The sequence below is a fragment of the Burkholderia perseverans genome, assembly GCF_022870505.1.
Classification (GTDB): Bacteria; Pseudomonadota; Gammaproteobacteria; order Burkholderiales; family Burkholderiaceae; genus Burkholderia; species Burkholderia plantarii.
In genome coordinates, this window is the sequence record NZ_CP045093.1 from 3,430,401 (window position 1) to 3,453,925 (window position 23,525).

Here is a 23,525-nt window from a genome sequence, read left to right on the forward strand (position 1 = left end):
TGTCACTCCTTGCCGGCGGCGCCCGCGGCGGGACGCTCGTGGTACCAGTAGTCGATCATCCAGTCCTCGTAGTTGTACGAAGCGGGGATCACCTGCGGATGGCCATAGGTGGTCTTGTAGGCGATCCGTGCGTTGGGCAGGTAGTACTGCGGCACCAGGATGTAGAGGTTGATCAGCACGCGATCGAGCGCGTGGGTGGCCGTCTCCAGCTGGTCGAGCGTGTCGGCCGCGAGCACGGCGCGGATCAGCGCATCCACCGCCTTCGACTTCAGGCCCGGATAGTTCTCCGAGCCGACCTGCGAGGCGGCCGCGCTGCCGAAGCGGCGCGTCAGCTCCGCGCCGGGAATCGTCACCGGCGCGTAGATATAGGTCGTCATGTCGTACTCGAAGTTGTCGAGCCGCTTCTGGTAGAGCGCGCTGTCGATCTCGTGCAGCCAGGCGTGGATGCCGAGCAGCGCGAGCGCCTGCGTGTACGGCAGGATCAGGCGGTCCATGCCGGGCTGGTCGTCCATGATCTCGATCGTCATCGGCGTGCCGCTGGCGTCGCGCAGCGCGCCGTCGCGATAGTGCCAGCCGGCCGCCTCCAGCAGCGCGCGCGCCTGCTTGAGGTTGTCGCGCAGCGAGTTCGGCGGCAGCGTGTCGGGCTGCTTCACCATCGGCCCGAACACCTCGGGCGGCAGGTCCTTGCGGAACGGTTCGAGCAGCGCGAGTTCCTTCTCGTCCGGCGTGCCGGTGGCCGCGAACGGGCTCGCTTCCCAGAAGCTGTTGGTGCGCCGGTACTGGCCGTAGAACATCATCCGGTTCATCCAGTCGTAGTCGAACGCCAGCGCGAGCGCGTGGCGCACCCGCACGTCCTGGAACATCGGCCTGCGCAGGTTGATCATGAAGCCCTGCATCTGCGCCGGGCCGTCCGGGAACAGCCCCTTCTTCAGCATGCCGTTGTCGAAGTTCTTGCCGACATAGCGGCGCGCCCACTGCGTCGAGCTGTATTCCATGCGCATGTCGGTGTCGCCGGCCTTGAAGGCCTCCAGCATGGTGTACTGGTCCACGTAGAGCTTGAACGTGACGCGCCGGAAGCGGAACATGCCGCGCCGCGTCGGCAGGTCGGCGGCCCAGTACTGCGGGTTGCGCTCGTAGGCGATCTGCTTGTCGTTGCGGCGCTCGGCGATCCGGTAGGCGCCGCTCGCGATCGGCGGCACGTCCACGATCTGGTCGAACGGCGGGCGCGTGCCGTCGGCGCGCTGCCCCCACTTCGGCGAGAACACCGGCAGGTCGCCCGCGATCAGCGGCGCCGAGCGCTCGGGCCGCTTGAAGTCGAAACGCACCGTGAGGCGGTCCAGCACCGTGGCGCGGCGGATCACCTCGAACTGCGCGTTGAACAGCGGCGAGGCCTGCGGGCTCGTCAGCGTGTCGAACGAATACTTGACGTCGGCGGCCGTGATCGGATCGCCGTTCGAGAAGCGCGCGGCCGGATTGATGTGGAAGGTGGCCGAGCTGCGGTCCGGCGCGACCTCGACGTCGTCGGCGATCAGCGGATATTCGGAGGCCAGCTCGTCCCAGCTGCGCTGCATCAGCGTGTCGAACATCAGGTTCTGGATGTCCGGCGCGGCCGCGCCGCGCACCAGGAACGGATTCAGCGAGTCGTAGCTCTGCAGCTCGTTGTAGTTGTTGAACTGGAGCGCGCCGTCGGTGGGCGCATTCGGGTCCGCGTAATCGAAATGCGTGAAGTTCGGCGGATATTTCGGCGCGTCGTACTGCGCGATCGCCGGCACGGCGAGCGCGGCGCCCGGCTGCGCGAGACAGGCCGCCGCCGCGACGCACGCGAAGGCGGCCGCGCGCGCAAGGCGGGCGGCCAGGGCACGGCTCGCGGCCCGCGGCCGGCGCATCGAGACAGAATTCATCGTCATCCTGCGGTTGACGGCGCGCCGCCGGGCGGCCGGCATGCCGTCGTCAAGAGTTGAGGGAAGCGGGCCGCCGCGCCGGCCCGCGCCAAAGCGGGGGCGAACGCGGCGGCCCGATGGCCGCCCGCACGGGCGGGCGGCCTGGCGCGAGATCAGAACTTGTAGGTCGCGCCGATCTGGGCGAAGCGGCCGATGTAGGTGTAGATCGACTGATCGTAACCGGTCTGGCTCAGCGTGCCGTTCGCGAAGATCGGGTCATACGGCGGCGTGCGGTTGAAGATGTTGTCGATGCCGCCGTAGATCGTCCAGTTCTTGAAGCCCGTGTAGGTCACCATCAGGTTGAACTGGCTGTACGAGCCGACCTTGTCCGGCGCCGGCGCCGGGAACAGGTTCTGCGCATACGGGCCGGTGAACTGCCAGGTGAGCGCGGCATCCCAGCGGTGGTAGCTCCAGTCCAGCGTGGTGTTGCCGCGCCAGCGCGGGAAGCTGCCGCCGAACGGCTGGGTCAGCGTGTAGTTGTTGCCCGCGCCGTCCACCGGTGCCGAACCCGGCGAGCCGATCTTGAAGTTCTTCACGTAGGCCCAGTCACCCGACAGCGTGAACGTGCCCAGGCCCTTGATCGGCACCGCCTGGCGGAACGTCGACTCGAAGCCGTTGGTGTCGAGGTAGCCGAGGTTCTGGTACGGGATCACCTTGTAGATCAGCGCGCCCGTGGTCGGATCGGTCACCACGCTCGACGGGCTGCCCTGGCCGATCACGTTGTCCACGCGGATCTTGTACCAGTCGAGGCTGAAATCGGTGTAGCGGCTCGGCGAGAGCTGGAAGCCGATGTTCAGGTTGCGGGTGTGCTCCGGCGCGATGTTCGGGTTGCCCACCGTGATCGACGTGTAGTTCAGGCCGGTGGCCGGATCGATCTGGCTGCCGATGGTGCGCGAGGAGCTGTCCTCGACGAAGGTCGGCGCGCGGAAGCCGCGGCTGTACGAGGTGTACAGCGTGAGCTGCTGGGCCGGCTGGTAGCGCAGCGCGAAGCGCGGCGAGAACGCGCCGCCGACGTCCGAGTAGTGGTCGTAGCGACCCGACTGGCTGAACGTCAGGTTCTGCAGGATCGGCACGTTGACCTGGTAGTAGACCGCCGCGACGTTGCGCTGGCCGTTCACCGACTGCAGGTTCGGCGAGATCACGGCGCCGTCCACGTAGCCCGAGCCCGGCGCGAGGAACTCGCTCTGGTGCGTGAACTGCGCGCCCAGGCCGAGGCCGACGTCACCCGTGGGCAGGTGGAACAGGTTCGGCGTGGACAGCGTCGCATCCACCGTATCGAGCTTCGAGATGCCGAACGTGCTGGCGTCCTGGTACAGGCCGTTGAACGCGCCCGGCGTGGACGACGGGTTCGCGAAGTTCAGCGCGCCGTTCTGGTAGATGTTGGTCAGCTGGCTGACGTTGAGCTCGTTCGAGAACGAGTTGCTGACCGTGCTCTGCGAATGGCTCAGCGAGGTCGACCAGTCCCAGTCGCCGCCGTACCCGTGCGGCAGCGTGAACGAGCCCTTGACGCCGGTGGACGCGCGCCAGAACGTCGAGTTGGTCTTCTCGGCGATCGCGGCCGGGAACGTGTAGGTCAGCGCCGAGGGCGCACCCGTGGTGTTGTACGGGTTGCTGGTCGGCACCACCGTGTTGAACGGCGTGAGCTGCTGCGTGGCCGGGTCCCAGACCAGCGCCGGCCCCTGCGGGTTGCCCACCGTGTGGGTGCCCTGGTTCGAGGTCGACGAGATGCTGCTGATCATGAAGTCGGCGAACGCGGTGGTCTTGTCGTCCACCTTGAAGTCGCCGTGCAGCTTCGCGTTCAGGCGCTCCGTCATCGGCAGGATCGACATGCTCTGCGCGGTATTGACGCCGCAGATGGTGCCCGGCAGGCCCTGCGTGAGCGAGTTGGTGGCGGCCGGACGCGGCGTGCAGCCGTTCAGCGCCTGGGTCGAGCCGTCCGGCATGTTCCAGTACGACGGCCCGAGCAGCGACAGGCCGCCCGGCAGGCCGGTGTAGTCCTGGCTGCGGGTGGAATCGCGGTCGGCCAGCGTGAAGCCGTTGGACTTGTAGAAGCTGGCCGCGGCGGTGATGTTGAAGCGGTCGGCGTTCAGGTCGCCGAAGCCGGCGAGCACGCCGAACTTGGTGGTGCCGTCGCCGTTGCCGGCGTTGATCGCGCTGCCGAGGCTGCCGTCGAGCTGCAGGCCGCGGAAGTCGTGCTTGGTGATGATGTTGACCACCCCGCCGATCGCGTCCGAGCCGTATTGCGACACGGCGCCGGTCTTGACGATTTCGATGCGGTCGATCGCGTTGACCGGGATCGTGTTCAGGTCGAAGAACGAATCGTCGGCGTTCGAGAAGAACGCGAACGGCGCGACGCGCTGGCCGTCCACCAGCACCAGCGTGTATTTCTCGGGCAGGCCGCGCAGCGCGATGCCGGCCGCGCCGGCCGCGAAGTTGTTGCTCTGGCCTTCGCTCCAGCTATTGGCCGAGTTGGCGGTGGTGTTGCGCAGGAAGTCGGCCGCGGTCACCGCGCCGCTGCTGATGATGTCCTTCTGCGTGACCGTCTGGACCTGGTTGAAGCCAACCTTGTCCGAGCTGCGGATCAGCGACCCGGTCACCTCGAAGCGCTTGATCTGCGCCACCTTCTTGCCGTCCGGCGTCGCCGTCGTGGCCGTCGCTGCGGCGCCCGAAGCCGCGGCGGGCGCCGCGGCCGTGCCCGCCGTGCCCACGCTCGACGGCGTGTCCGCCTGCGTCACCGTCACGGCCGGGCCGTTCGCCACCGCGTCGGCCACCGACGCCGGGCCGGCCGCCGGCTGGCTCTGCGCGAACGCCGGCACGGCCAGCGTGGCCGCCAATGCGATTTCCGCCCAGACGATCTGCCTGACGGCCATCGCCAATACTCTTTGTTTCATCTTGCCCCTCTCGCTGAACAAATAGACCCCCACCCGTCGCGCGCCCGGAATCTCGTGAAATCCGTTTACCGCCTGCGCGGCATCGCGTCCCGGCACCCGTTGTCAAACCCTTGTCTTGCCGATTGCGTACTGCCCCTGCTGCCTGCTGCCATCTCGTTCGCACCGGTACGCGCGGGATCCGCCCGACCTTTCATTTTGTTAGTCATGCGAACGAGTCATTCCGGTCGCTCACCCTTGCCGCGCCGGAATTTTGGTTTACTGCTTTACCGCTTCACGCTCCGGCTACCCACCCCTGCCGGCCGCATCTCCTGCCTTCCTCAAAACAGTCTCGGCGTGCCCACCCAGACCACCCACGCTTCCTCGTCCGCCGCGTTGCGCCACGCATGCGTGAGCGCCGCCTCGTAGTGCGCCGTGTCGCCGGGCTGCAGCGTCAGCGTGCGGCCGTTCAGCGTCAGCGCGATCTCGCCGCGCACCACGTACAGGAACTGCTCGCCCGCGTCCGACGGCATCGCGGAGCCCGGCTCGCGGGCCGGCAGCTTCACCAGCACCGCGTCGAGCTGGCGGCTGCTGCCCGGGTTCGTCATGCGCGCGAACGAGTTCGCCGAATCCGCGAAGCTGAAGAACTGCAGCGTGTCCGCGCGCCTGACCGCCTTCGCCTCGCTCGGCGCCTCGACGAAGTACTGCATCGTCACGCCGAGCGCGCGGGCGATGCCGGCCAGCGAGGTCAGCGACGGCGTGGCACGGCCGCGCTCGACCTGCGACAGGAACGGCTTCGAGATGCCCGCCGCCGCCGCGACTTCGTCGAGCGTGAGCTTCAGCCGCTGGCGCAGCGCACGGATCCGCGCGCCGATCGCGGCCGCGGCCGACATCGGTTCATCGCTGAACGGGGCCATGGTCGTTCGCTGTCCCGTTCGAGGTTCATTTCGCCGCGACGAGGGTCCACAGCCGCGCGAGGTCGGCCGTCCCGTCGTTCCCGTTGACGGCGCGCCAGGCCTGCACCGCGTGGGACTTGTCGCCCGCCACGTAGTACGCCTCGCCGAGGCGCAGCTGTGCGAGATCCGGATGCGCGAGGCCGCCCTTGGCGATCGCCTGGCGGATCTGCGCGAGGCCGTCGGCGGCCTTGCCGGCGAACACCTGGTTGAGCCCCGCGTCGACCGGATCGACCGGATTGGCCGGATCGGGCGGCGCCCCCGCGCGCTTCGCGGCCAGCGCCTGCAGGCGCTTCTCGCGATCGGCCTGCGCGTCGCGGCCGAGCACGCCGGCGGCGAAACCCTGGTCCACCACCTGCTTGCCCTCGGCCGTCGAGCCGGCCACGATCGCGAGCTGGGTCATCTCCATGTAGTCGTCGGCGCTCGCCAGGCCGCCGCTGGCGCGCCGCAGCCGGTACAGGTCGAGATCGAGCGACGACAGATAGCCGGGCCGCGTGCGGATCGCGTCGAACAGCTGGGTCTGGTAAGCCGGATTCGGATGGTGGACCACCAGCGATTCGAGCGCGGCGCGGTAGGTCGCGCCGTCGCCGGCGTGCTGCGCGCAGGTGGCCAGCATCTGCAGCGACGCCTCGTCGGGCACGCGGCCCGCGCGCGTGTCGGCGTCGAGCGCGGGCTTCAACGTGGCCACCACCGGCTTGCAGTCGTTCGACAGGTAGTACGACTGCAGCAGCAGCGTGCGCATGTCGGGATCGCTGCCGCCCGCCTTCTGGTAGCGCTGCGCGGTGCGGATCGCGAGCGGATAGTTCTTCTGCTGGAAATAGAGCCCGGCCAGCGTGGCGGCCGTGCGCTGCTCGTCGGCGGCACTCGCGTGGCCCGAGGCCAGCACGGCCTCGTAGGCCTGCTCCGCGGTACCCGAATCGCCGGCCGCGATCGCCGCGGCGCCGCGCATCTCGTCCACCGTCACCGCCTCGTAGGGCGTCTTGTTCGGCACCGCCTGCGCCAGCGCGATCTTGCCGAGCGCGTCGCGGTACTTGTGGGCGCGATAGAGGTCCTGCGCGGCCGCGAGCGGCTTGGCCACCTCGGGCCGCAGCGTGTCGGCGGCGTGCGCGAGCGGCGCGGCGCAGGCAACAAGCATCCCCAGCGCGGCCGCGAGCGCGGCGCGCGTCATCCGTTGGTCGATCATCGAAGTGCCCGGTTCGTTACTGCATGTACTGTTCGTTGCCGATCAGGCCGATCTTGGTCGCCCCCACGCGCTGCGCGGCGGCCAGCACGCCGGCCACGTCGCGGTACGGCACCAGCTTGTTCGGGCGCAGATGGATCTCGGGCTGCACCGGTTCGGCGGCGGCCTGCTGCAGCTTCGCCTCCAGCGCCGCACGGTCGGGCACCGGCGCGCCGTTCCAGGTGGTGGTGCCGTCGAAGTCGATGTCGATCTGCACGATCTCCGGCGGCGTGGGCGGCGGCGGCGGATTGCCCACCGGCAGGTCCATCTTCACCGAGTGCATCTGGATCGGGATGGTGATGATCAGCATGATCAGCAGCACCAGCATCACGTCGATCAGCGGCGTGGTGTTGATGTCGACCATCACCTCCGGCTCGCCGCCGCTGCGCTTGGACACGTTCATACCCATAGTCGTCTCCCTGGCCTTAACCGCCGCGCGCCGGCGGCTCGGTGATGAAGGACACCTTGACGATGCCCGCCCGCTCGCAGTCGGTGATCAGGCGCCCGATGAACTCATAGCGCGTGTCCTGGTCGCCGCGCACGTGGACGTCCGGCTGCGGCGTCATCTGCGAGACCGCCTTCAGCTTGGCGAGCAGCGTCGGCCCGTCCACCAGCTGCTCGCCCCAGAAGTACTGGCCCTCGCGGTTCACCGCGAGTTCGATGCTCTTGGGCGTGGTCTGCAGCGGCTGCACGGCCTCCTTCGGCAGTTGCAGCGGAATCGTGTGCGTGACGACCGGGATCGTGATCAGGAAGATGATCAGCAGCACCAGCATCACGTCGACGAGCGGCGTGGTGTTGATCGCGGAGATCACCTCGTCGTCGTCTTCCTGCCCGACACTCATGGCCATGGCGTGCCTCCGCTCAGCGGCCGAGCGTGGCGGCCGGCGCGCCGGCCACGCGGGCGCGCTTGCCGCCCGCCAGCACCACGGTGTGCAGTTGCGCGCCGAAGTTGCGCACGCGCTCCATCACGGTCTTGTTGCGGCGGACCAGGAAGTTGTAGCCGAGCACCGCCGGCACCGCCACCGCCAGGCCGATGGCCGTCATGATCAGCGCCTCGCCCACCGGGCCGGCCACCTTGTCGATCGAGGCCTGGCCCGCGATGCCGATCGCGGTCAGCGCGTGATAGATGCCCCAGACGGTGCCGAACAGGCCGACGAACGGCGCCGTGGAACCGACCGTGCCGAGGAACGCGAGGCCGTCCTGCAGGCGGTTCGAGACGTTGGTGATGCCGCGCTCGACCGACGCGTCGATCCAGGTGTTGCGGTCCACCGCCTCCAGCAGCGCCTCCTGGTGATGCTCGCCCGCCTCGATCGCGGTTTCGGTCAGGAAGCGGAACGGCGAGGCCTCGTCGAGCAGCTTGACGCCCTCGCTCAGCGACGGCGCGGTCCACAGCTGTTCGTCGGCATGCTTGGCGCGGCGGTTCGCGCGCACCTGCTCGAGGAACTTGGTGATCATGATGTACCAGCTGCCCATCGACATGATCACCAGCAGCACCAGCACGAAGCGCGCGACGAAGTCGCCGCCCTTCCAGAGCGCGCCGAGCCCGTAGGGGTTGGCGACCGCCTCGGTGGCGGCCGGCATCGGCGGCGGCACCGCGTCGGTGGCGGCGGGCGCGGCCTGCACGGCGGCGGGCGCCGATGCGGCGGCCGCGTCGCTCGACTGCGCGAACGCGCTCTGCGGCGCGAGCAGCACCACCGGGGCCACCGATACGGCCAGGCCGGTGGCGGAAATCATCATGCTTGCCGCGAGCGCGGCGATCGAACGCTTGGCCATACCCAACTCCTATTCTTTCGTTGTACTGACGAAGACCTGTCGTGCTTCGCCGCCTGGCGCCGGCACTGCCGGCGCCCGATCCAGATTGAGGGAATTCAGTTCAGATTGAAGGAGAACGGAACCTGTACGCGCACCGGCTGCCCCTGCGCCACGCACTTGAACTGCTTGACCGCATTGAACGCGGCGCGGTCGAGATCCGAGTCGGCCGACTGCGCGACGCGCTCGTTGGTGATCCTGCCGTCCGCATCGACGGTGAATTCGATCAGCACGTCGCCCGTGATGTTGTTTTCCTGCGCTTCCTTCGGATAGCGGATCGAGCCGCGGATCTGATCCGAATTCGGGCACACCACGCCGACTTCATGGCTCACCGGCTTCGGGGCCGGCGCGGGCGGCGCGACCACCGGCGGCGCCGTGACGGGCGCGGACACCACCGGCGCGGCCTGATGCACGATCGGCGTCTGCGGCGGCGCCTGCACCGGCACCTCGGGCGGCGGCACGAACGGCGGCGGCGGCGGCGCGAACTTCGGCGGCGGCAGCTTGACGGTGGGCATCGGCGGCGGCGGCGGCGGCTTGACCGGCTCGATGATGCGGGTTTCGATGGGGTGCTGGATCACCTGCACGACCTTGGTCGCGAGGCCGTTGAGCAGCGCGTAGATCAGCACCACATGCAGCAGCAGCACGATCGCGATGCCGGCGTAGCGGCGCACCGGCTGCTTGCGTGTTGCCTCGTACTGGCGGGGACGGCCGAGTTGCGCCAGCCCGCTGTTCGACGTGGCGAGGCCCTCTTCAATCTTCATTGTCAAATCTATCCCCCCGGGCGGGATTCACCCGGTAACCGGCCGCCTCCGGATCGGAGGCGGCCGACGTCTCGTAACCGGGACGAGCCGGTACCGCGCGAACCCAACCCGGTTTCCGTTCGGATTCCGAATCGATAGCGCCGCTGCCCGCCGCCCGAATGACCAAATTGCCAGACCGCCATGTTTTTTCGTCCGTCGCGCACCGGTTTCGACGTCTCGACGGAGCGTCGAACGGATCGTCGTCGCGGCGGGTGTTCCGGCGCTGATCGACCTGCCGGAACCTCGCCACCGGTTTGCGGCGTGACTTGGGTGCAGAAGATATCAAGGAAAAAAAACACCCGTCAAACTTTATTTGATGCGCTCACACTAAATTTCGAGGGGTTATTCCAATTTCAAGCGGATTCCTCGCTCCGCCAGCATTTACAAGGGGTTTACGAAATTCACCGGCGTATTTGTAAACTACATTACAAGCCATTTTTTGGTGAAAACGTTATGCACGATAATCGTGCGATGCACCAATTTGAGCTGCATTGCATCAGTGCAATGGGGCTCCGGTCAATAAAGCGATTGGCTTGCCGTTCTGACTTGCTTTGGAATTTGTTTATTCCTGTTGGCAAGGATTCGACATGACGTTTCGGCATGAAGGCGCGGGGTGGTGGGCCGGCGTTCCGGCCGGTCGGCCTCGCTCGCCTCTTCGTTCGTCATCCATATCATTTCGATGAACCATCGTCGTCCGCCATGCCGATCTAATATGCAGAATTCCTAATCAATCGACCCAACCTGAAATCCACCAGCACCGTCGCCGGCCCACCTCGCCGCCGCCCGGCCGCGTCGCGTCGCGCGCCGGGGTCATCCATGCGTCACCGCCCGGTGGCATAATCGGCTGGCCCCGACTCCCCGCTGCGTGTCGCGTGCCCAGGCGCGCCGGCATGCGCCGCCACGATGACCGATCCGATCACGCTCACCGCACCCGACAATCCGCTGCATGTGCTCGTCGTCGACGACATCGGCGCGAGCCGCGCGGAAACCGCCTCGCAGGTCCGCGCCGCCGGCCACCACGTGATCGAGGCCGACAGCGGCCGCGCCGCGCTCGCCGTGGTCGAGACCACCGCCGTCGATCTCGTGCTGCTCGACCTGCTGATGCCCGACATGGACGGCTTCGAGGCCACGCGCCGCCTGCGCGCGAGCCACGAGCGCGCCTGGCTGCCGATCGTCGTGATGTCCTCGCTGCACGGCGCCGAACATTTCGTGCGCGCGGTGGAGGAAGGCGCCGACGACTACCTCGTCAAGCCCGTGGACGGCGCGCTGCTGGCCGCGAAGATCCGCAACATCGGCCACGTGCTCGACCTGCAGTCGCGCGTGGCCAATCTCGCGGCGCACAATCGCGAACTGTTCGACCACGTCGGCGACGCGGTGCTGACGATCGAGGACGGCACGCGCATCTGCGACGCGAACGCGGCCGGCTATGCGCTGCTCGGGCTCGACGCGCTGCCCGACGACGGCGCGCCGCTCGACGCGCTGCTGCCCGCCGAGCTGGCCGAGCGGCTGCGCGCCGACACGCCGCCGGCCGCCTGCCAGGCGCTGGTGCGCGGCCCGTCGGGCGACACCTTCCCGGCCGACATCCGCATCAGCCGCTGGCGCACCAGCGCGCACCCGCGCGTGTCGCTGGTGATCCGCGACCTCACCGAGCAGCGCCGGCTCGACCGCCTCAAGGACGATTTCCTCAGCACCGTCAGCCACGAGCTGCGCACCCCGCTCACCTCGGTGAAGGGCGCCGTGGACCTGCTCGCGGGCGGTGCGGCCGGCGTGCTGCCGGCGCCCGCGCAGAAGCTGGTCGACATCGCGCGGCGCAACGGCGAGCGGCTCGGCCGGCTGATCGACGACGTGCTCGACGTCGCCAAGCTCGAAGCCGACCGCATGACGCTGCAGCGCCGCGCCTGCGCGCTCGACGGGCTCGTCGACGAGGCGCTCGCGGCCAACCTCGACTACGCGCGGCGCGTGGGCGTCCACCTCACGCGCGTCGGCGCGCGCTTCGACTGCGAGGTATGGGTCGATCCCGACCGCTTCCTGCAGGTGATGGCGAACCTGCTGTCGAACGCGATCAAGAACTCGCCGGCCGGCAGCGCCGTGGAAATCCGCGGCACGCGCGACGGCGTGCGCGCGCGCATCGCCGTGCGCGACCACGGCGGCGGCATCCCCGAGGCGTTCCGCGCACGCATCTTCGAAAAATTCTCCCAGGCCGACGAGCGCGACCGCCGCGTCGGCACCGGCACCGGGCTCGGCCTGCACATCACGCAGGTGCTGGTCGAGCGCATGCACGGCATGGTCGGGGTGGTGTCCACGCCGGGCCACGGCGCCGAGTTCCGCGTCGACCTACCGACCGGCGACGCCGCCGCGGTGCTGCCGCCCGCGCGGCCCACCGCGTTCGTGATCGATCCCGACGCGGCGGCGCGCGCGCGGATCGCCGCCGCGCTCGCGCCCCGATTCGCGACGCTCGCCGCGGCCGACCCCGAGGCGCTCGCCGCCGCCGCGATCACCGCGCCGGCGCTGGTGGTGGCCGATCCGTCGCGCGGGCGCGACGCGCCCGAGGCGGTGGCGCGCCGGCTGCGAGAAATCGCCGGCCCCGCGCCGATCCTGCTCTACACTGACGACGTTTCGGCCGCCGCCACGGCGATCGCGGCCGACCGGCTGCCCAAGCGCGGCACCGACGACGATGCGTTGCTGCGTGCCGCGCGGCGCATCGCCCATCCCGACGGAGGACCCCATCGATGAGCACCACGCTGCACCGGGTGCTGTGCGCCGAGGATGACCCGGACATCCGGGCGATCCTCGAATTCAGCCTCGGCATCGTCGGCGGCTACGACGTCCGGCTCTGCCCCGACGGCACCGACGCGCTGGCCGAGGCCGATGCGTTCGCGCCGGACCTGATCCTGCTCGACGTGATGATGCCGACGCTGAGCGGCCCGGACACGATGCGCGCGCTGCGCGAGAAGCCGGCGCTGCGCGACACGCCGATCGTGCTGATGTCGGCGCGCGCGCTGCCCGACGAGATCGAGGCGCTGCTCGAGCACGGCGCCACCGGGGTGATCGTCAAGCCGTTCGATCCGATGACGCTGCCCGAACATCTGAAGATTTACTGGGACTACGCCCGTGATAAACGCGCCGGACTCTCCTCCTGACTTCGAACGCCAGCTCGCGGTGCTGCGCGCGCGTTTCACCGCCGGGCTCGCCGCGCGGCGCGACGAACTCGACGCCGCCTGGACCGAATGGAACGCGCTGGCGGGCAGGCCCGATGCTGACCGGCCGCGCGCGGTGCTGGCCATCGCGCTGCACCGGCTGGCGGGCGCCGCGCTGTCCTACGGCTACGAGACGCTCGGCCAGGAATCGCGCGTGCTGGAGGCCCGCGTGACCGCGGACGGCGCGCAGCCGGGCGGCCTGGCCGCGCCGTTCGCCGCGATCGTCGGCGGCATCAACGAGGCGCTCGCCGCGGCCTCGGGCGCCCGGCCCGAGCCGCCGCTTGCGGCCCAGTAGCCGGCTCGCGCCGCTGACCGGGCGCGCCGCCGGCCCAGGGGGCAACCCCCTCGCCGCGCGCGTCCTTTGAGGACATCCCATGGAACTGCTGACCACCCCCGCGCCCGCCGGCCCGCTGCTCGTCCGCCCGACGGACGCCCACCTCGACGCCGGCAACGTGCAGGCGTTCAAGGACGCGATCGCGCCGCTGCTCGCCCAGGAAGCGCGCATCGTGTTCGACATGTCGTCGCTCACGTTCGTCGACAGCTCGGGCCTCGGCGCGCTGCTCGCCTGCCTGCGCGAAACGCACCGGCGCGGCGGCGACTTCAAGCTCTGCGCGATGACCAAGCCCGTCAACGCGCTGTTCGAGCTGATGCGCATGCACCGCGTGTTCAGCGTCCACCGCAGCCAGGAGGACGCCCTGGCCGCCTTCGCCTGAGTCCCGGCCCGCGCGAGACGGGCCGGGTCACGATCGCGCCATGCTTTTCGCCCCGGCCCGTGCCGCAACCCGGCCGGCGCCGACGCCCGCCGCGCATGCCTCACGCAAGGAACGACACGATGGTCCGCTGGCCCGATCCGCGCAGGTTCACGCACCGGCTGGCCCGCCGGCGCCCGATGGCCGCCCTCCCGTCGGGCGCGCCGGGGCCGGGCCTGGGGCCGCCGTTCGCGCGCTCGCGCGCGGCCGTGCTGCTCTGCCTGCTGCTGGCGGCCGGCTGCGAGGCTGCCCGCGCGGGCAGCGTGCTCGACCGCGTCCACGCCACCCGCACGCTGCGCGTGTGCCTCTCGCTCAATGACGGCGGCATCACCTATCGCGACCCGCGCACCGGCGAGGCGCGCGGCATCGACGTGGACCTGTCGGCGGCGTTCGCCGCCGACCTCGACGCGCAGATCGTCACCGTCGATACCTCGTTCGCCACCTTCACCACCGACCTGCTCGCGGACCGCTGCGACATCGCCATGCTCGCGGTGGCCGCCACCCAGGCAAGACGCGCGACGCTGCGCTTCAGCCGCCCGTACCTGATGAGCGGCATCGTCGGCGTCGCCTCGCGCGGCAGCGAGGTGGTGTCGAACTGGAACGACATCGACCGGCCCGGCGTGCGGATCGGCGTGCAGCGCGGCTCGCAGATCGAGCCGCTGCTGCGCGATACGCTGAAGCACGCTACCGTGGTGGTGCTCGACTCACGGCAGAATCGCGAGGACGAACTGCAGGCGGGGCGCCTGGACGTGCTGCTCGCGGGCCTTCCGTATGCGTATCGCCTGCTGGAGAATGCCGAATGGGCGCGCATCGTCGCGCCGCCGAAGCCGTTTCATCCGATGCCTTACGCGTATGCGGTCCGTCCCGGCGACGATGCGTGGCTTGCCACCGTCGACGCGTTCGTCGCGCGCATCCAGCGCGACGGCCGGCTCGCCGCGGCGGCCCGCCGTCACCACCTGACCGAGGTCATGCTGCTCCAGTGAAACGAATCGAAGCGATCATCGGGCATCACACCGCGCAGCTCCCCGCCTGGCTGAACAGCCGCTCGGTGCTGATCGGCGGGGCTTTCGTCGGCGCGCTGCTGATCGGCGCGGCCGGCACCTTCGCATGGTGGGAGCACCGCGGCGCGATCGACGACGAGCGCGCCAGCGCCACCATGCTGGCGCGCGCCATCGACGACGAAAGCGCGCGCGCGGCCAGCACCGCGAACTCGATCGCGCGCGCGATCGACAGCACGCTGCAGACCAGCGACCTGCGCCACGCCGACTACGCGAACACGCTGCTCGCGCGCTTCGTCGCCGGCGCGCCGGTGGTGCGCAGCCTGTCGCTGGTCGACAGCACCGGGCTGGTGTTCGCGAGCTCGAACGAGGCGAACGTCGGCACCCGCCTCGACCTGGGCCAGCTGCCCGGCCCGCGCGTGCCGTCCACCGACGGCGATCTCGCGATCGGCCATCCGCTCGCCGGGCGCGACCTCGCCGATTCGGCGCTCGCGCGCGGCACGCGCCCCAACGCCGCCCGCGCGCTGCCGCTGCGCTTCCTGCCGCTCGCGCGCGCGGCCGTGACGCCCGATGGCGACGTGATCCGGATCGTGGTCGCGCTCAATCCCGACTACCTGAAGACCACCTTCCAGATGCTGCTGGCCGACGCGCCGCGCTCGGCCGCGCTGGTGGCGCTCGACGGCACGCCGATCGCGGCCACCGGCGCGCCGCTCGCCGCGACCGACGCCTACGCCTCGCATCCGCTGTTCCGCACACTGCTGCCGCACGGCGCCGCCGGCACCTTCGACGCGCTCGAGTTCGGCGGCACGGCGAGCGTGGGCGCCTGGCGCACCGCGCGCCGCTGGCCGTTCGTGACGATCGTGGCCACTCCCGAGGCCGACGCGCTCGCGGGCTGGACCGTGATCGTGCGCTGGGTCGCGTTCGGCACCGGCGTGGTGCTGGTGCTGTGGGGCGTGTTCTGCACCGCGGCCGCGCGCAGCCTGCGCCAGAACGCGCTGACGATCGCCGCGCTCGGCCAGTTGATGCGCGAGATCGCGAGCAGCGAGGCGCGCAACACCGCGGTGCTGACGAGCGCGATGGACGGCATGGTCACGCTCGACGCGCTCGGCCACGTGGTCGAGTTCAACCGCGAGGCCGAACGGATCTTCGGCTACCGCGCCGAGAACCTGATCGGCCAGCCCGGCGAGGCGCTGCTGCCCGACGAGATCCACGAGCTGATGCGCGCCGGCCGCGCGCCCGGCGACGACGACCGGCTCGCCGCGCCGCGCCGCCGGCTCGAACTGAACGCGCGCCGCGCCAACGGCCGCGTGTTCCCGGCCGAGATCTCGGTCGCGCCGGTGGACGTGGACGGCGAGCTCTACTACTTCTGCACCGTGCGCGACCTCTCCGAGGCCAAGCGCGCCGCGCACGAACGCGCGCAGCTGCTGGCGAAATACCGCGATTCGTCGTCGGACCTGCGCGGCCTGAAGAGCGCGCTCGACGAGCACGCGATCGTCAGCATCCTCGCGCCGGACGGCACGATCCTCTACGCCAACACCATGCTCGCCTCGGTCAGCGGCTACCAGAGCGACGAGCTGGTCGGCCAGTCGTACCGGATGCTGCGCCCCGACGACGCCTCGGGCGGGCTCGCGGTGGACGGCCTGCCCGCGCTGATCCGCGAGGGCGCGCCGTGGAGCGGCCAGCTGGTCCACCGGCGCCGCGACGGCTCGTTGTTCTGGACCGCCTCCACGCTGGTGCCGATCATGAACACGTCGCACGACACCAAGCACGCGTTCCTGATCCAGACCGACATCAGCCTGCAGGTGGCCGGCGAACGCGCGCTGAAGGACGCGCATCGCGCCGAGCTCGAACTCGGCGCCGGCATCCAGCGCGGCCTGCTGATCGGCGATCTGCCGCCGGCCGTCCACGACTGCCTGGTCGCGAGCTTCAACGTCGCCTCGCGCGGCATCAACGGCGACTTCTTCGACCTGTTCGAATTCGACGACGGCTGCTTCGACCTGCTGGTCGGCGACGCGATGGGCAAGGGCGTGCCGGCCGCGCTGCTCGGCGCCGCGCTGAAGATGCAGTTCTCGCGCTCGATCGCCGAGCTGGTCGCGCACGGCGGCGCGCAAGGCATCACGCGGCGGCCCTCGCCGGCGCGCATCGTGGCGCATGCGCAGCGCGCGATGCACGCGCGGCTGCAGGCGCTCGACAGCTTCGTCACGCTCTGCTACCTGCGCATCGACCGCGTGCGCGGCACCGCCACCTGGGTGGGCTGCGGGCACGAGGAAACCATGCTGTTTCGCGGCAACGCGCCGCCCGAATTCCTGCGCAACCAGCACCCGCCGCTCGGCGTGATCGAGGAGGCCGAGGTGTTCGAGGACACCGTGCGACTCGGCTCCGGCGACACGCTCGCGCTCTATTCGGACGGCCTCACCGACGCGGTCGATCGTGCCGGCGAGCGCTTCGGGCTCGACCGCCTGGCCGCGACGCTGCGCGCGCTGCTGCCCTCGCACCGCCGCCCCGGCACGATCGTGCGCGGCATGCGCGCGGCCGTCGAGGCGTTCACCAACAGCGCCCGGATCCCCGACGACATGACGATGCTGGTGCTGCAGCTGCCGGACGTCGGCCCGAACGCGCGCCGCGCGCGGCTCGACATGCCGCGCACGCTCTCGCAGCTGCAGCTGCTGCGCAACTTCGTCACGACGCACGCGGCGGCCGGGCTCGGCGATGACGACGCGGCCGCGCTGGCGCTGGCCGCGGTCGAACTCGCGAGCAACATCGTGCGGCACGATTCGCGGCCCGGCGACGGGCCGATCGAGGTGGTCGGCACCACCGGCGCCGGCTTCGCGATGCTCGAATTCGTCTACGACGGGCGGCCGTTCACGCCGCCAGCCGAACTCGCACCGGACTTCTCGGGCGAATCGGAAGGCGGCTTCGGCCTGTTCATCATCCGCGAGAGCTGCGACGAGGTCAGCCACGATCATGCGAACGGCATCAACCGCGTCGTGCTCGTGAAGCGGCGCCGCCTGCTGGCCGGATGAGTCGCGCGGCCGGAGGCCGAAGCGGCGACGAGCCGATGCTGACCCGCCGCCACAGGCGCGCCGAAACGGCTCCGGACCGGTGTGGCCCCGGCGCCACATCGGCGGCCCGGGCCGGACCGGCGATCTGACCGTTCGGGCGGCCTGCGCCACACGTTCCAAGGTCGCTCCGCGGTCGCCCCAGCGCGTCCCGCAGGCCGCCCGAAGCCGCCCCGCGAGCCCTTCCGCCACGCCTCCGACGCGCCTCGCGCGAGCCCGCCGACGCAGGTCGGCCGGCTCCCCTCGCCCGGCCGAATCCCGCGCCGGTCGTGCCATTCCTCATACTTTCAGAATCGTAGGGAATGGCCTGGCCGACGCGGCGACGTTTGCAGTTCTGTCACGATTCCCGCTCCGATTCGCGTTGCAATGGAGCCCATCCACCCAGGAGGGCCCACGCGATGATCGCAATCTCTTTGGACGCACAACAACGCTGCAGCCGTCGCTCCGGCGGCCGGCAGGCCGCGGCTCGTCCGCAGTCGGGACGCGCGCGTCAGCTTCGCCGGGCTCGCGCGTGGCGCATGCAGTCCACCGTCGTGCCGCTGCGCCGCGCGTTCGTGCCGTGCTGGGTCGGCAGCGCGTTCCGCGCGCCGATGGAGGACGAATTTTGAACCCGCATCAGGTCGCCGTGGTCGTCACGGGGCGTGATCGGGACGGCACGCTGGCGCGCTGCCTGCGCAGCGTGCGAGCCGCCGACTGGCGCGAGCTGCCGGTCGAGCTGCTGTACGCGACCGACGACCCGCACGGCGCCGATGCCATGCGCGCCGTCCATCACGGCGCGCGCGTCGTGGCGGTCGAGCCGCGCACGACGATCCGGGCGATCCCGGCGCGCACCTGCGCCGGCCCGGCCGTCACGCGCGCCGCGCTGCGCAACGCCGGCTGGCGCGCGAGCGGCGCCGGCGCCGTGCTGTTCCTCGGCGCCGACACCCTGCTCGACCGCGCGTTTCCGAAGCGCGCGCTGGCCCGCCTCGAAGCGGCCGGCTGCGCGGCCGTGCGCGGCCAGTGCCGCGAGGCGCTGCCGCATCAATCGCCGTATGCGGCCGTGGTGGACCTGGACGGGCTGATGCCGTCCGGCGACGCGCTCGACCGCGCCGGCAACGCCCTGTTTCGCCGCGCCGCGCTCGAGGAAGTCGGCGGCTTCGACGCGAACCTCGCCGACGGCGAGGCGGCCGACCTGTGCCGGCGTCTCGCCGCGCGCCGCTGGTGGGTGGACGAACCGGCAATCCCGATGACGCGCCACGACGACGTGCTCACCGGCTTTCGCGACTACTGGCGCCGCGCGGTGCGGATCGGCACGGCCTACGCGGCCGCCGACGCACGCTGCGCGGGCCGCGCCGCGTTCCCGCACGGCTACGCGCCGCAACGCAACCGCGCCTACGGCAGCGCGCTCGGCGTCGCGGCACTGCTGCTCGCCGTGACGCTCGCGCTCGCGCCGGCCGCCGCCTGGGGCCTCGTCGCGCTGTTCGGCGCGGCGCTGCTGCACACGGCGTGGCGCGCCCGGCCGAGCGCCGGCGACTGGCGCCTCGCGACGCTCTATGCGCTCCACGCGCACCTGCAACAACTGCCGATTCTTTATGGCCAACTCGCTTACCGCCGCCGTCATGCCGCCGCCGCTCGTCCGCGACGCGCACCTCGCCATCTGCCCGGGGGGGTTCGATGACGAGGCAGGCCGGGCGCGATCGGCCCGGCCTGTCGTGAGCGGCTACCACCAGGGCGGCCACGGCGCGGGCCGCGCGCTGCGTCCGTCGCCGCACGAACACGTGCTGGCCCGGCGCGCGCTCTCGATCCTGATCGTCGCGCACGACTGCGTCGAGCATATCGACCGCCAGCTCGCGCTGCTGAGCGTGGCCGCGCGCTATCGCGACTGGCAGGTGATCGTGGTCGACAACGCCTCCACCGACGGCACGCCCGAACTCGTCGAGGCCCATCATCCGTGGGCGCGGCTGATCCGCTCGCCGGTCAACATCGGCTACGCGGCGGCCTGCAACCTCGCCGCGCAGGAAGCGCACGGCGCGTTGCTGCTGCTGATGCATCCGGACACGCACGCGCAGCCGGCGATGATCGCGCGCGCCGCCGCGCGCATGCTCGTCAATCCGCACGTGGGCATCGCCGGCGGCCGGCTGGTGGACGCGGCCGGCAACGAGCTCCCCGCCTCGCACCGCTTCCCGAGCGCGCTCGGCGACGCGTTCGCGTGGCGCGGCCCGCTCGGGCGCGCGGCGGCACGGCGCGCGCCGTTCGACCCGGATCTGCAGCCGCGCCGGCCGGCGCGCGTCGTCGACTGGGTGTCCGATGCGTTCGCGATGGTGCGCCATGACGTGTTCCGCTACCTGAACGGCTTCGACACGCGCTTCTTCATGTACTGCGAGGATATCGACCTGTGCCAGCGCGCCGGCGCGGCGGGGTTCGAGGTGATGTACTGGCCGGACGTGCGCGCGCGCTGCGTGAGCGGCGGCACGGCGGGCGTGGGCGGCGGGATCGGCCACGCGGCCCGCGACGAGGCCCGGCGCGAGCGCTGGCAGATCCGCAGCCGCCTGCTGTACCACCACAAGCACCAGGGCTCCACCAGCGCCTGGATCGCGAGCCGCGTCGAGGCGGCCTGGCTCACGCTGGCGGGTTGGGGTTATCGCTGCGGCGATGCGCTGCAGCCGGACGACGCCGGCGAGGGCGACGCGGCGAGCGGCCATCGCGATGCGCTCGCGCGCCGCGCGCAGGTGGGCGACGCCTGGCGCGCCACCGACGGCGGCCGCGAATCGCCGCCGGGGCCGTGGCGCTGAGCGCGGTGCCCGCTCTCGCCGCGCCGGGGCGCCCGTCGCGCGTTGTTCGGGCCTTATTCGGGAGCGTCGAGCCGCACGCAGCGGTAGCCGTACCCGTAGATCGGAATGACCTTCCAGCCGTTGGAACCGTCGAGATGGAGCTTCTTGCGCAGCCGGCTCACGTGGGTGTCGACGGTGCGCGTGTCGACGTCGGCATGCACGCCCCAGACGCGGTTCAGCAGATGGTCGCGCGACAGCAGCTGGCCCGGGCTCTGGAACATGTAGACGGCGAGGTCGAACTCCTTCTGCGTGAGGTCGACCGAGCTGCCGTTCACGGCGATCCGCACGCGCTGGATGTCGATCTCGTAGGCGCCGAGCGTGAGCGGCGCCTTGCCGCCGATCCCGTAGCGGCGCGCCACCGCCGCGATCCGCGCCAGCATCTCGGCCGCGCGGGCCGGCTTCACCAGATAGTCGTCGGCGCCGGCACGCAGCGCGGTCAGCACCGTCTGCTCGTCGTCGCGCGCGGTCAGCACGATCACGGGCACGTTCCAGCCCACGTGGTCGCGCACCCACTGGATCATCGCGTCGCCCGTGGTGTCGGGCAGCATCCAGTCGATCACGAGCAACTGGAATCGCTCGTTCTTCAGCGCCTCGGTAAACGCGGCGCCCGTTGCAAAACCCTGTACGCGATGCCCGCCATGTTCGAGCCACAACATGATCAGGTCGCGTTGGTCGGCATCGTCTTCCAGCACGGCGGTCAGCATTGCGGGTACTCCATCCAGAAAATGGCCCCATCTTACTCACCCGCCGGGCGATTGGGAAATCGCTTGTGACCGGCGCCGCGCGCCGCGCGCACCGCAATGACGGCCCGATGGGCGGCCGGACGGCGATACGCTGCACCGCACGCCGCACCGCGTGCTGCACCCCGGCAGTCAGGCGCGCGGCCATGTCACAAACTTGCAGCGCGGTCGGCCCGGCCCGCGCGCGGTGCGTCGCGGCGGCCCGAAATCGCGGACAATAGCTGACCCTGGCGCACCGGCGCCTGTCGCGCGGCGGGTGCGCCGCCGCGTGTTTGCGTCGATCGACCATGAAACTCAAGGCGAAGATATTCCTGCTCGCGATCGTGCCGTTCCTGGCCGCGATCGCCGGTATCGGCTTCGGCGTGCGCCAGCAGGCCACCGCGCTCGCGCGCGCGCAGCACGAGACGGTCGAGGCCGCCTACCTGTCGAGCAAGGAGCTCGAGCTCAAGCACTACGTCGAGCTCGCCACCAGCGCCATCGCGCCGCTCTACGATGCGTCGCGCGACGGCGCGCCCGGCAACGACGCGCGCCGCGCGCAGGCGCTCGAAATCCTGCGCAAGATGGACTTCGGCCCCGACGGCTATTTCTTCGTCTACGACATGCAAGGCGACTCGCTGATGCATCCGCGCGAGCCGGAGCGCGTGGGCCGCAACTTCTGGGCGATGCGCGACCCGCAGGGCGCGCCCACCATGCAGCACCTGCTCGCCGCCGCCGCGCACGGCCACGGCTACGTCCGCTATCTGTGGCAGCGGCCCACCACCGGCAAGGTCGAACCGAAGCTCGGCTACGTGGTCGGGCTCGACCGCTGGGGCTGGATGCTCGGCACCGGCATCTATCTCGACGACGTCGATCGCGCGCTCGCGCGCATCGATGCGCGCGCCTCGGCCGAGATCGACGGCACCATGAAGGGGCTCGCTGCGATCGCACTGGCCGGCGCCGCCGCGATCGCGCTGTGCGCGCTGGTACTCAACGTCAGCGAATCGCGGCACGCCGACGCGCGCCTGAAGGCGCTCGCGCAGCGCGTGGTGGCCTCGCAGGAAGACGAGCGCGCGCGCCTGTCGCGCGAGCTGCACGACGGCATCAGCCAGATGATGGTATCGGTGAAATTGATGCTCGAATCGGCGCTCGAGCGCTTCGAGCGCAGCCCGGCGCGCGACGCGGCGGCCGAGGGCGTGCTGGCCAAGAGCGTCGCGCGGCTCGGCGACGTGCTGCGCGAAGTGCGCCGCATTTCGCACGCGCTGCGCCCCGCGATGCTCGACGACCTCGGCCTCGCCGCCGCGCTCGACCAGCTGATCCGCGAGCTGGGCAGCGAGACCGGCGTGGAGCTCGGCTACACGCAGATCGTCCACTCGGGTTCGCGGGCGCTGCCGGCCGCCGTCAACACCGCGCTGTTCCGCATCGCGCAGGAAGCGCTGACCAATCTGATCCGCCACGCGCAGGCCACGCGCGGCGCGGTCTCGCTGGAGATCGCCACGCACACCGTGGCGCTCGCCGTCTCCGACAACGGTCGCGGCTTCGACGTCGAGCGCATCCAGGCCGATCCGCACGGCGGCGTGGGCTTGCGCAACATGCGCGAACGGATCGACGCGCTCGGCGGCACGCTGGTGATCCGCTCGCAGGCGGGCCACACCGCGATCTCCGTGCGCGTGCCGCTGCCCGCCCGCCGCCAGACAGGAACCTGACGATGACCCTTGCCTCTCCCGGCGCCAGCCCGCCCCCGCTGCAACCGGCCCAGCCCGAGCCGGCCGCCCGCCTGCTGCTGGTGGACGACCATCCGCTGGTGCGCGACGGCCTCAAGATGCGCCTCGAGGCCGTGCCCGGCTTCGTGGTGGCGGGCGAGGCCGGCAACGCCGCCGACGCGCTCGCGCTCGCCGAAACGCTCGAACCGGACCTCGCGCTGATGGACGTCGGCATGCAGGGCATGAACGGCATCGCACTCGCCGCCGTGTTCCACGAACGCTTTCCGGCGATCCGGGTGGTGATGCTGTCGATGCACGACAACGTCGAATACGTGACGCAGGCCGTGCGCGCCGGCGCGAGCGGCTACCTGCTGAAGGATTCTCCTGCCAGCGAGATCATTCGCGGCATCGTCGCGGTGCTGGCCGGGCAGACCTTCTTCAGCGAGGGACTGGCCGCGCGGATGATCCAGGCGAGCGCCGGCGCGGGGCCGGTCGAGCGGCTCACGCCGCGCGAGCGCGACATCCTCGATGCGCTTGCCGAGGGGCTGTCGAGCAAGCAGATCGCGCTGCAGAACGGGCTCTCGGTGCGTACCGTCGAGACCCATCGGCTCAACCTGAAGCGCAAGCTCGGCATCGAGGGGCAGGCCGAGCTGATCAAGTTCGCGGTGGAGCACCGGCGGCGCTGAGGGGCGGACGCGGGGTGAG

Annotated in this window: 20 protein-coding genes; 11 read left to right on the forward strand and 9 right to left on the reverse strand. The window is 70.8% G+C overall.

All coding sequences use genetic code 11. The features are described from left to right. Window positions 1–2 precede the first annotated feature (2 nt). From BpN12_RS14360 to BpN12_RS14395, 8 genes are all read right to left on the reverse strand, one after another. Complete coding sequence (locus BpN12_RS14360) at window positions 3–1,901, reverse strand: extracellular solute-binding protein (protein ID WP_425306272.1); 1,899 nt, start codon at window positions 1,899–1,901, stop codon at window positions 3–5. Between the two features lie 152 nt (window positions 1,902–2,053). Continuing rightward, window positions 2,054–4,831 carry a TonB-dependent receptor gene (locus BpN12_RS14365; protein WP_246793228.1) on the reverse strand — a complete coding sequence of 926 codons (2,778 nt, stop codon included), beginning with the start codon at window positions 4,829–4,831 and terminating at the stop codon, window positions 2,054–2,056. Between the two features lie 317 nt (window positions 4,832–5,148). Further along, window positions 5,149–5,724 carry a helix-turn-helix domain-containing protein gene (locus BpN12_RS14370; RefSeq protein ID WP_246793229.1) on the reverse strand — a complete coding sequence of 192 codons (576 nt, stop codon included), beginning with the start codon at window positions 5,722–5,724 and terminating at the stop codon, window positions 5,149–5,151. 25 nt (window positions 5,725–5,749) lie between these two features. After that, window positions 5,750–6,943 (reverse strand): tetratricopeptide repeat protein, encoded by a 1,194-nt coding sequence (locus BpN12_RS14375; protein WP_246793230.1) that lies wholly within the window; start codon window positions 6,941–6,943, stop codon window positions 5,750–5,752. 16 nt (window positions 6,944–6,959) lie between these two features. Then, window positions 6,960–7,388, reverse strand: a complete 429-nt coding sequence (locus tag BpN12_RS14380; protein ID WP_246793231.1) for an ExbD/TolR family protein — start codon at window positions 7,386–7,388, stop codon at window positions 6,960–6,962. Window positions 7,389–7,404: 16 nt separating this feature from the next. Continuing rightward, window positions 7,405–7,827 carry an ExbD/TolR family protein gene (locus BpN12_RS14385; protein WP_042629160.1) on the reverse strand — a complete coding sequence of 141 codons (423 nt, stop codon included), beginning with the start codon at window positions 7,825–7,827 and terminating at the stop codon, window positions 7,405–7,407. 13 nt (window positions 7,828–7,840) lie between these two features. Then, window positions 7,841–8,752, reverse strand: coding sequence for a MotA/TolQ/ExbB proton channel family protein (locus tag BpN12_RS14390; RefSeq protein WP_246793232.1), 912 nt, complete (start codon window positions 8,750–8,752; stop codon window positions 7,841–7,843). Between the two features lie 95 nt (window positions 8,753–8,847). Beyond that, a complete protein-coding gene (locus BpN12_RS14395; RefSeq protein ID WP_246793233.1) occupies window positions 8,848–9,549 on the reverse strand; it encodes an energy transducer TonB in 702 nt (233 codons plus the stop codon). Between the two features lie 180 nt (window positions 9,550–9,729). On the opposite strand from BpN12_RS14395, the gene BpN12_RS14400 reads away from it, so the two are divergent. The 9 genes from BpN12_RS14400 (at window position 9,730) to BpN12_RS14440 (ending at window position 20,362) form a co-directional block, all read left to right on the forward strand. Next, window positions 9,730–10,179, forward strand: coding sequence for a hypothetical protein (locus BpN12_RS14400; protein ID WP_246793234.1), 450 nt, complete (start codon window positions 9,730–9,732; stop codon window positions 10,177–10,179). A gap of 312 nt (window positions 10,180–10,491) precedes the next feature. Next, the gene (locus BpN12_RS14405) at window positions 10,492–12,321 is read left to right on the forward strand and encodes an ATP-binding protein (protein ID WP_246793235.1); all 1,830 of its coding nucleotides are present in this window, start codon (window positions 10,492–10,494) and stop codon (window positions 12,319–12,321) included. Beyond that, window positions 12,318–12,728: a response regulator gene (locus BpN12_RS14410; RefSeq protein ID WP_042629164.1), complete on the forward strand. Its 411-nt coding sequence runs from the start codon at window positions 12,318–12,320 to the stop codon at window positions 12,726–12,728. The genes BpN12_RS14405 and BpN12_RS14410 overlap by 4 nt, the downstream gene beginning before the upstream one ends. After that, window positions 12,700–13,080 (forward strand): chemotaxis protein, encoded by a 381-nt coding sequence (locus tag BpN12_RS14415; protein ID WP_246793236.1) that lies wholly within the window; start codon window positions 12,700–12,702, stop codon window positions 13,078–13,080. The genes BpN12_RS14410 and BpN12_RS14415 overlap by 29 nt, the downstream gene beginning before the upstream one ends. Window positions 13,081–13,159: 79 nt before the next feature. Beyond that, window positions 13,160–13,498: an STAS domain-containing protein gene (locus tag BpN12_RS14420; RefSeq protein WP_042629166.1), complete on the forward strand. Its 339-nt coding sequence runs from the start codon at window positions 13,160–13,162 to the stop codon at window positions 13,496–13,498. A gap of 119 nt (window positions 13,499–13,617) precedes the next feature. Then, window positions 13,618–14,517: an ABC transporter substrate-binding protein gene (locus BpN12_RS14425; RefSeq protein WP_246793237.1), complete on the forward strand. Its 900-nt coding sequence runs from the start codon at window positions 13,618–13,620 to the stop codon at window positions 14,515–14,517. Next, on the forward strand, window positions 14,514–17,555 hold the full coding sequence (locus BpN12_RS14430; RefSeq protein ID WP_246793238.1) for a SpoIIE family protein phosphatase: 3,042 nt from the start codon (window positions 14,514–14,516) through the stop codon (window positions 17,553–17,555). Before BpN12_RS14425 ends, BpN12_RS14430 begins: the two co-directional genes overlap by 4 nt. Window positions 17,556–18,195: 640 nt before the next feature. After that, on the forward strand, window positions 18,196–19,248 hold the full coding sequence (locus BpN12_RS14435; protein ID WP_246793239.1) for a glycosyltransferase family 2 protein: 1,053 nt from the start codon (window positions 18,196–18,198) through the stop codon (window positions 19,246–19,248). Window positions 19,249–19,282: 34 nt separating this feature from the next. Then, on the forward strand, window positions 19,283–20,362 hold the full coding sequence (locus BpN12_RS14440) for a glycosyltransferase family 2 protein (RefSeq protein ID WP_246793240.1): 1,080 nt from the start codon (window positions 19,283–19,285) through the stop codon (window positions 20,360–20,362). A 53-nt stretch (window positions 20,363–20,415) separates the two neighbouring features. On the opposite strand, the gene BpN12_RS14445 is transcribed toward BpN12_RS14440, so the two are convergent. Continuing rightward, window positions 20,416–21,105: a response regulator transcription factor gene (locus BpN12_RS14445; protein ID WP_246793241.1), complete on the reverse strand. Its 690-nt coding sequence runs from the start codon at window positions 21,103–21,105 to the stop codon at window positions 20,416–20,418. 323 nt (window positions 21,106–21,428) lie between these two features. On the opposite strand from BpN12_RS14445, the gene BpN12_RS14450 reads away from it, so the two are divergent. Together BpN12_RS14450 and BpN12_RS14455 are read left to right on the forward strand one after the other, a co-directional pair. Continuing rightward, window positions 21,429–22,823: a cache domain-containing protein gene (locus BpN12_RS14450; protein ID WP_246793242.1), complete on the forward strand. Its 1,395-nt coding sequence runs from the start codon at window positions 21,429–21,431 to the stop codon at window positions 22,821–22,823. A gap of 2 nt (window positions 22,824–22,825) precedes the next feature. Next, a complete protein-coding gene (locus tag BpN12_RS14455; RefSeq protein WP_042629172.1) occupies window positions 22,826–23,506 on the forward strand; it encodes a response regulator in 681 nt (226 codons plus the stop codon). Window positions 23,507–23,525: the final 19 nt, after the last annotated feature.

Coding starts and splice junctions, on each gene's coding strand:
- BpN12_RS14375 (WP_246793230.1), bottom strand. CDS start 6,943: ATGATCGACCAACGGATGACGCGCGCCGCGCTCGCGGCCGCGCTGGGG.
- BpN12_RS14455 (WP_042629172.1), top strand. CDS start 22,826: ATGACCCTTGCCTCTCCCGGCGCCAGCCCGCCCCCGCTGCAACCGGCC.
- BpN12_RS14390 (WP_246793232.1), bottom strand. CDS start 8,752: ATGGCCAAGCGTTCGATCGCCGCGCTCGCGGCAAGCATGATGATTTCC.
- BpN12_RS14420 (WP_042629166.1), top strand. CDS start 13,160: ATGGAACTGCTGACCACCCCCGCGCCCGCCGGCCCGCTGCTCGTCCGC.
- BpN12_RS14445 (WP_246793241.1), bottom strand. CDS start 21,105: ATGCTGACCGCCGTGCTGGAAGACGATGCCGACCAACGCGACCTGATC.
- BpN12_RS14450 (WP_246793242.1), top strand. CDS start 21,429: ATGAAACTCAAGGCGAAGATATTCCTGCTCGCGATCGTGCCGTTCCTG.
- BpN12_RS14370 (WP_246793229.1), bottom strand. CDS start 5,724: ATGGCCCCGTTCAGCGATGAACCGATGTCGGCCGCGGCCGCGATCGGC.
- BpN12_RS14395 (WP_246793233.1), bottom strand. CDS start 9,549: ATGAAGATTGAAGAGGGCCTCGCCACGTCGAACAGCGGGCTGGCGCAA.
- BpN12_RS14385 (WP_042629160.1), bottom strand. CDS start 7,827: ATGGCCATGAGTGTCGGGCAGGAAGACGACGACGAGGTGATCTCCGCG.
- BpN12_RS14380 (WP_246793231.1), bottom strand. CDS start 7,388: ATGGGTATGAACGTGTCCAAGCGCAGCGGCGGCGAGCCGGAGGTGATG.
- BpN12_RS14365 (WP_246793228.1), bottom strand. CDS start 4,831: ATGAAACAAAGAGTATTGGCGATGGCCGTCAGGCAGATCGTCTGGGCG.
- BpN12_RS14360 (WP_425306272.1), bottom strand. CDS start 1,901: ATGAATTCTGTCTCGATGCGCCGGCCGCGGGCCGCGAGCCGTGCCCTG.
- BpN12_RS14405 (WP_246793235.1), top strand. CDS start 10,492: ATGACCGATCCGATCACGCTCACCGCACCCGACAATCCGCTGCATGTG.
- BpN12_RS14425 (WP_246793237.1), top strand. CDS start 13,618: ATGGTCCGCTGGCCCGATCCGCGCAGGTTCACGCACCGGCTGGCCCGC.
- BpN12_RS14400 (WP_246793234.1), top strand. CDS start 9,730: ATGTTTTTTCGTCCGTCGCGCACCGGTTTCGACGTCTCGACGGAGCGT.
- BpN12_RS14410 (WP_042629164.1), top strand. CDS start 12,318: ATGAGCACCACGCTGCACCGGGTGCTGTGCGCCGAGGATGACCCGGAC.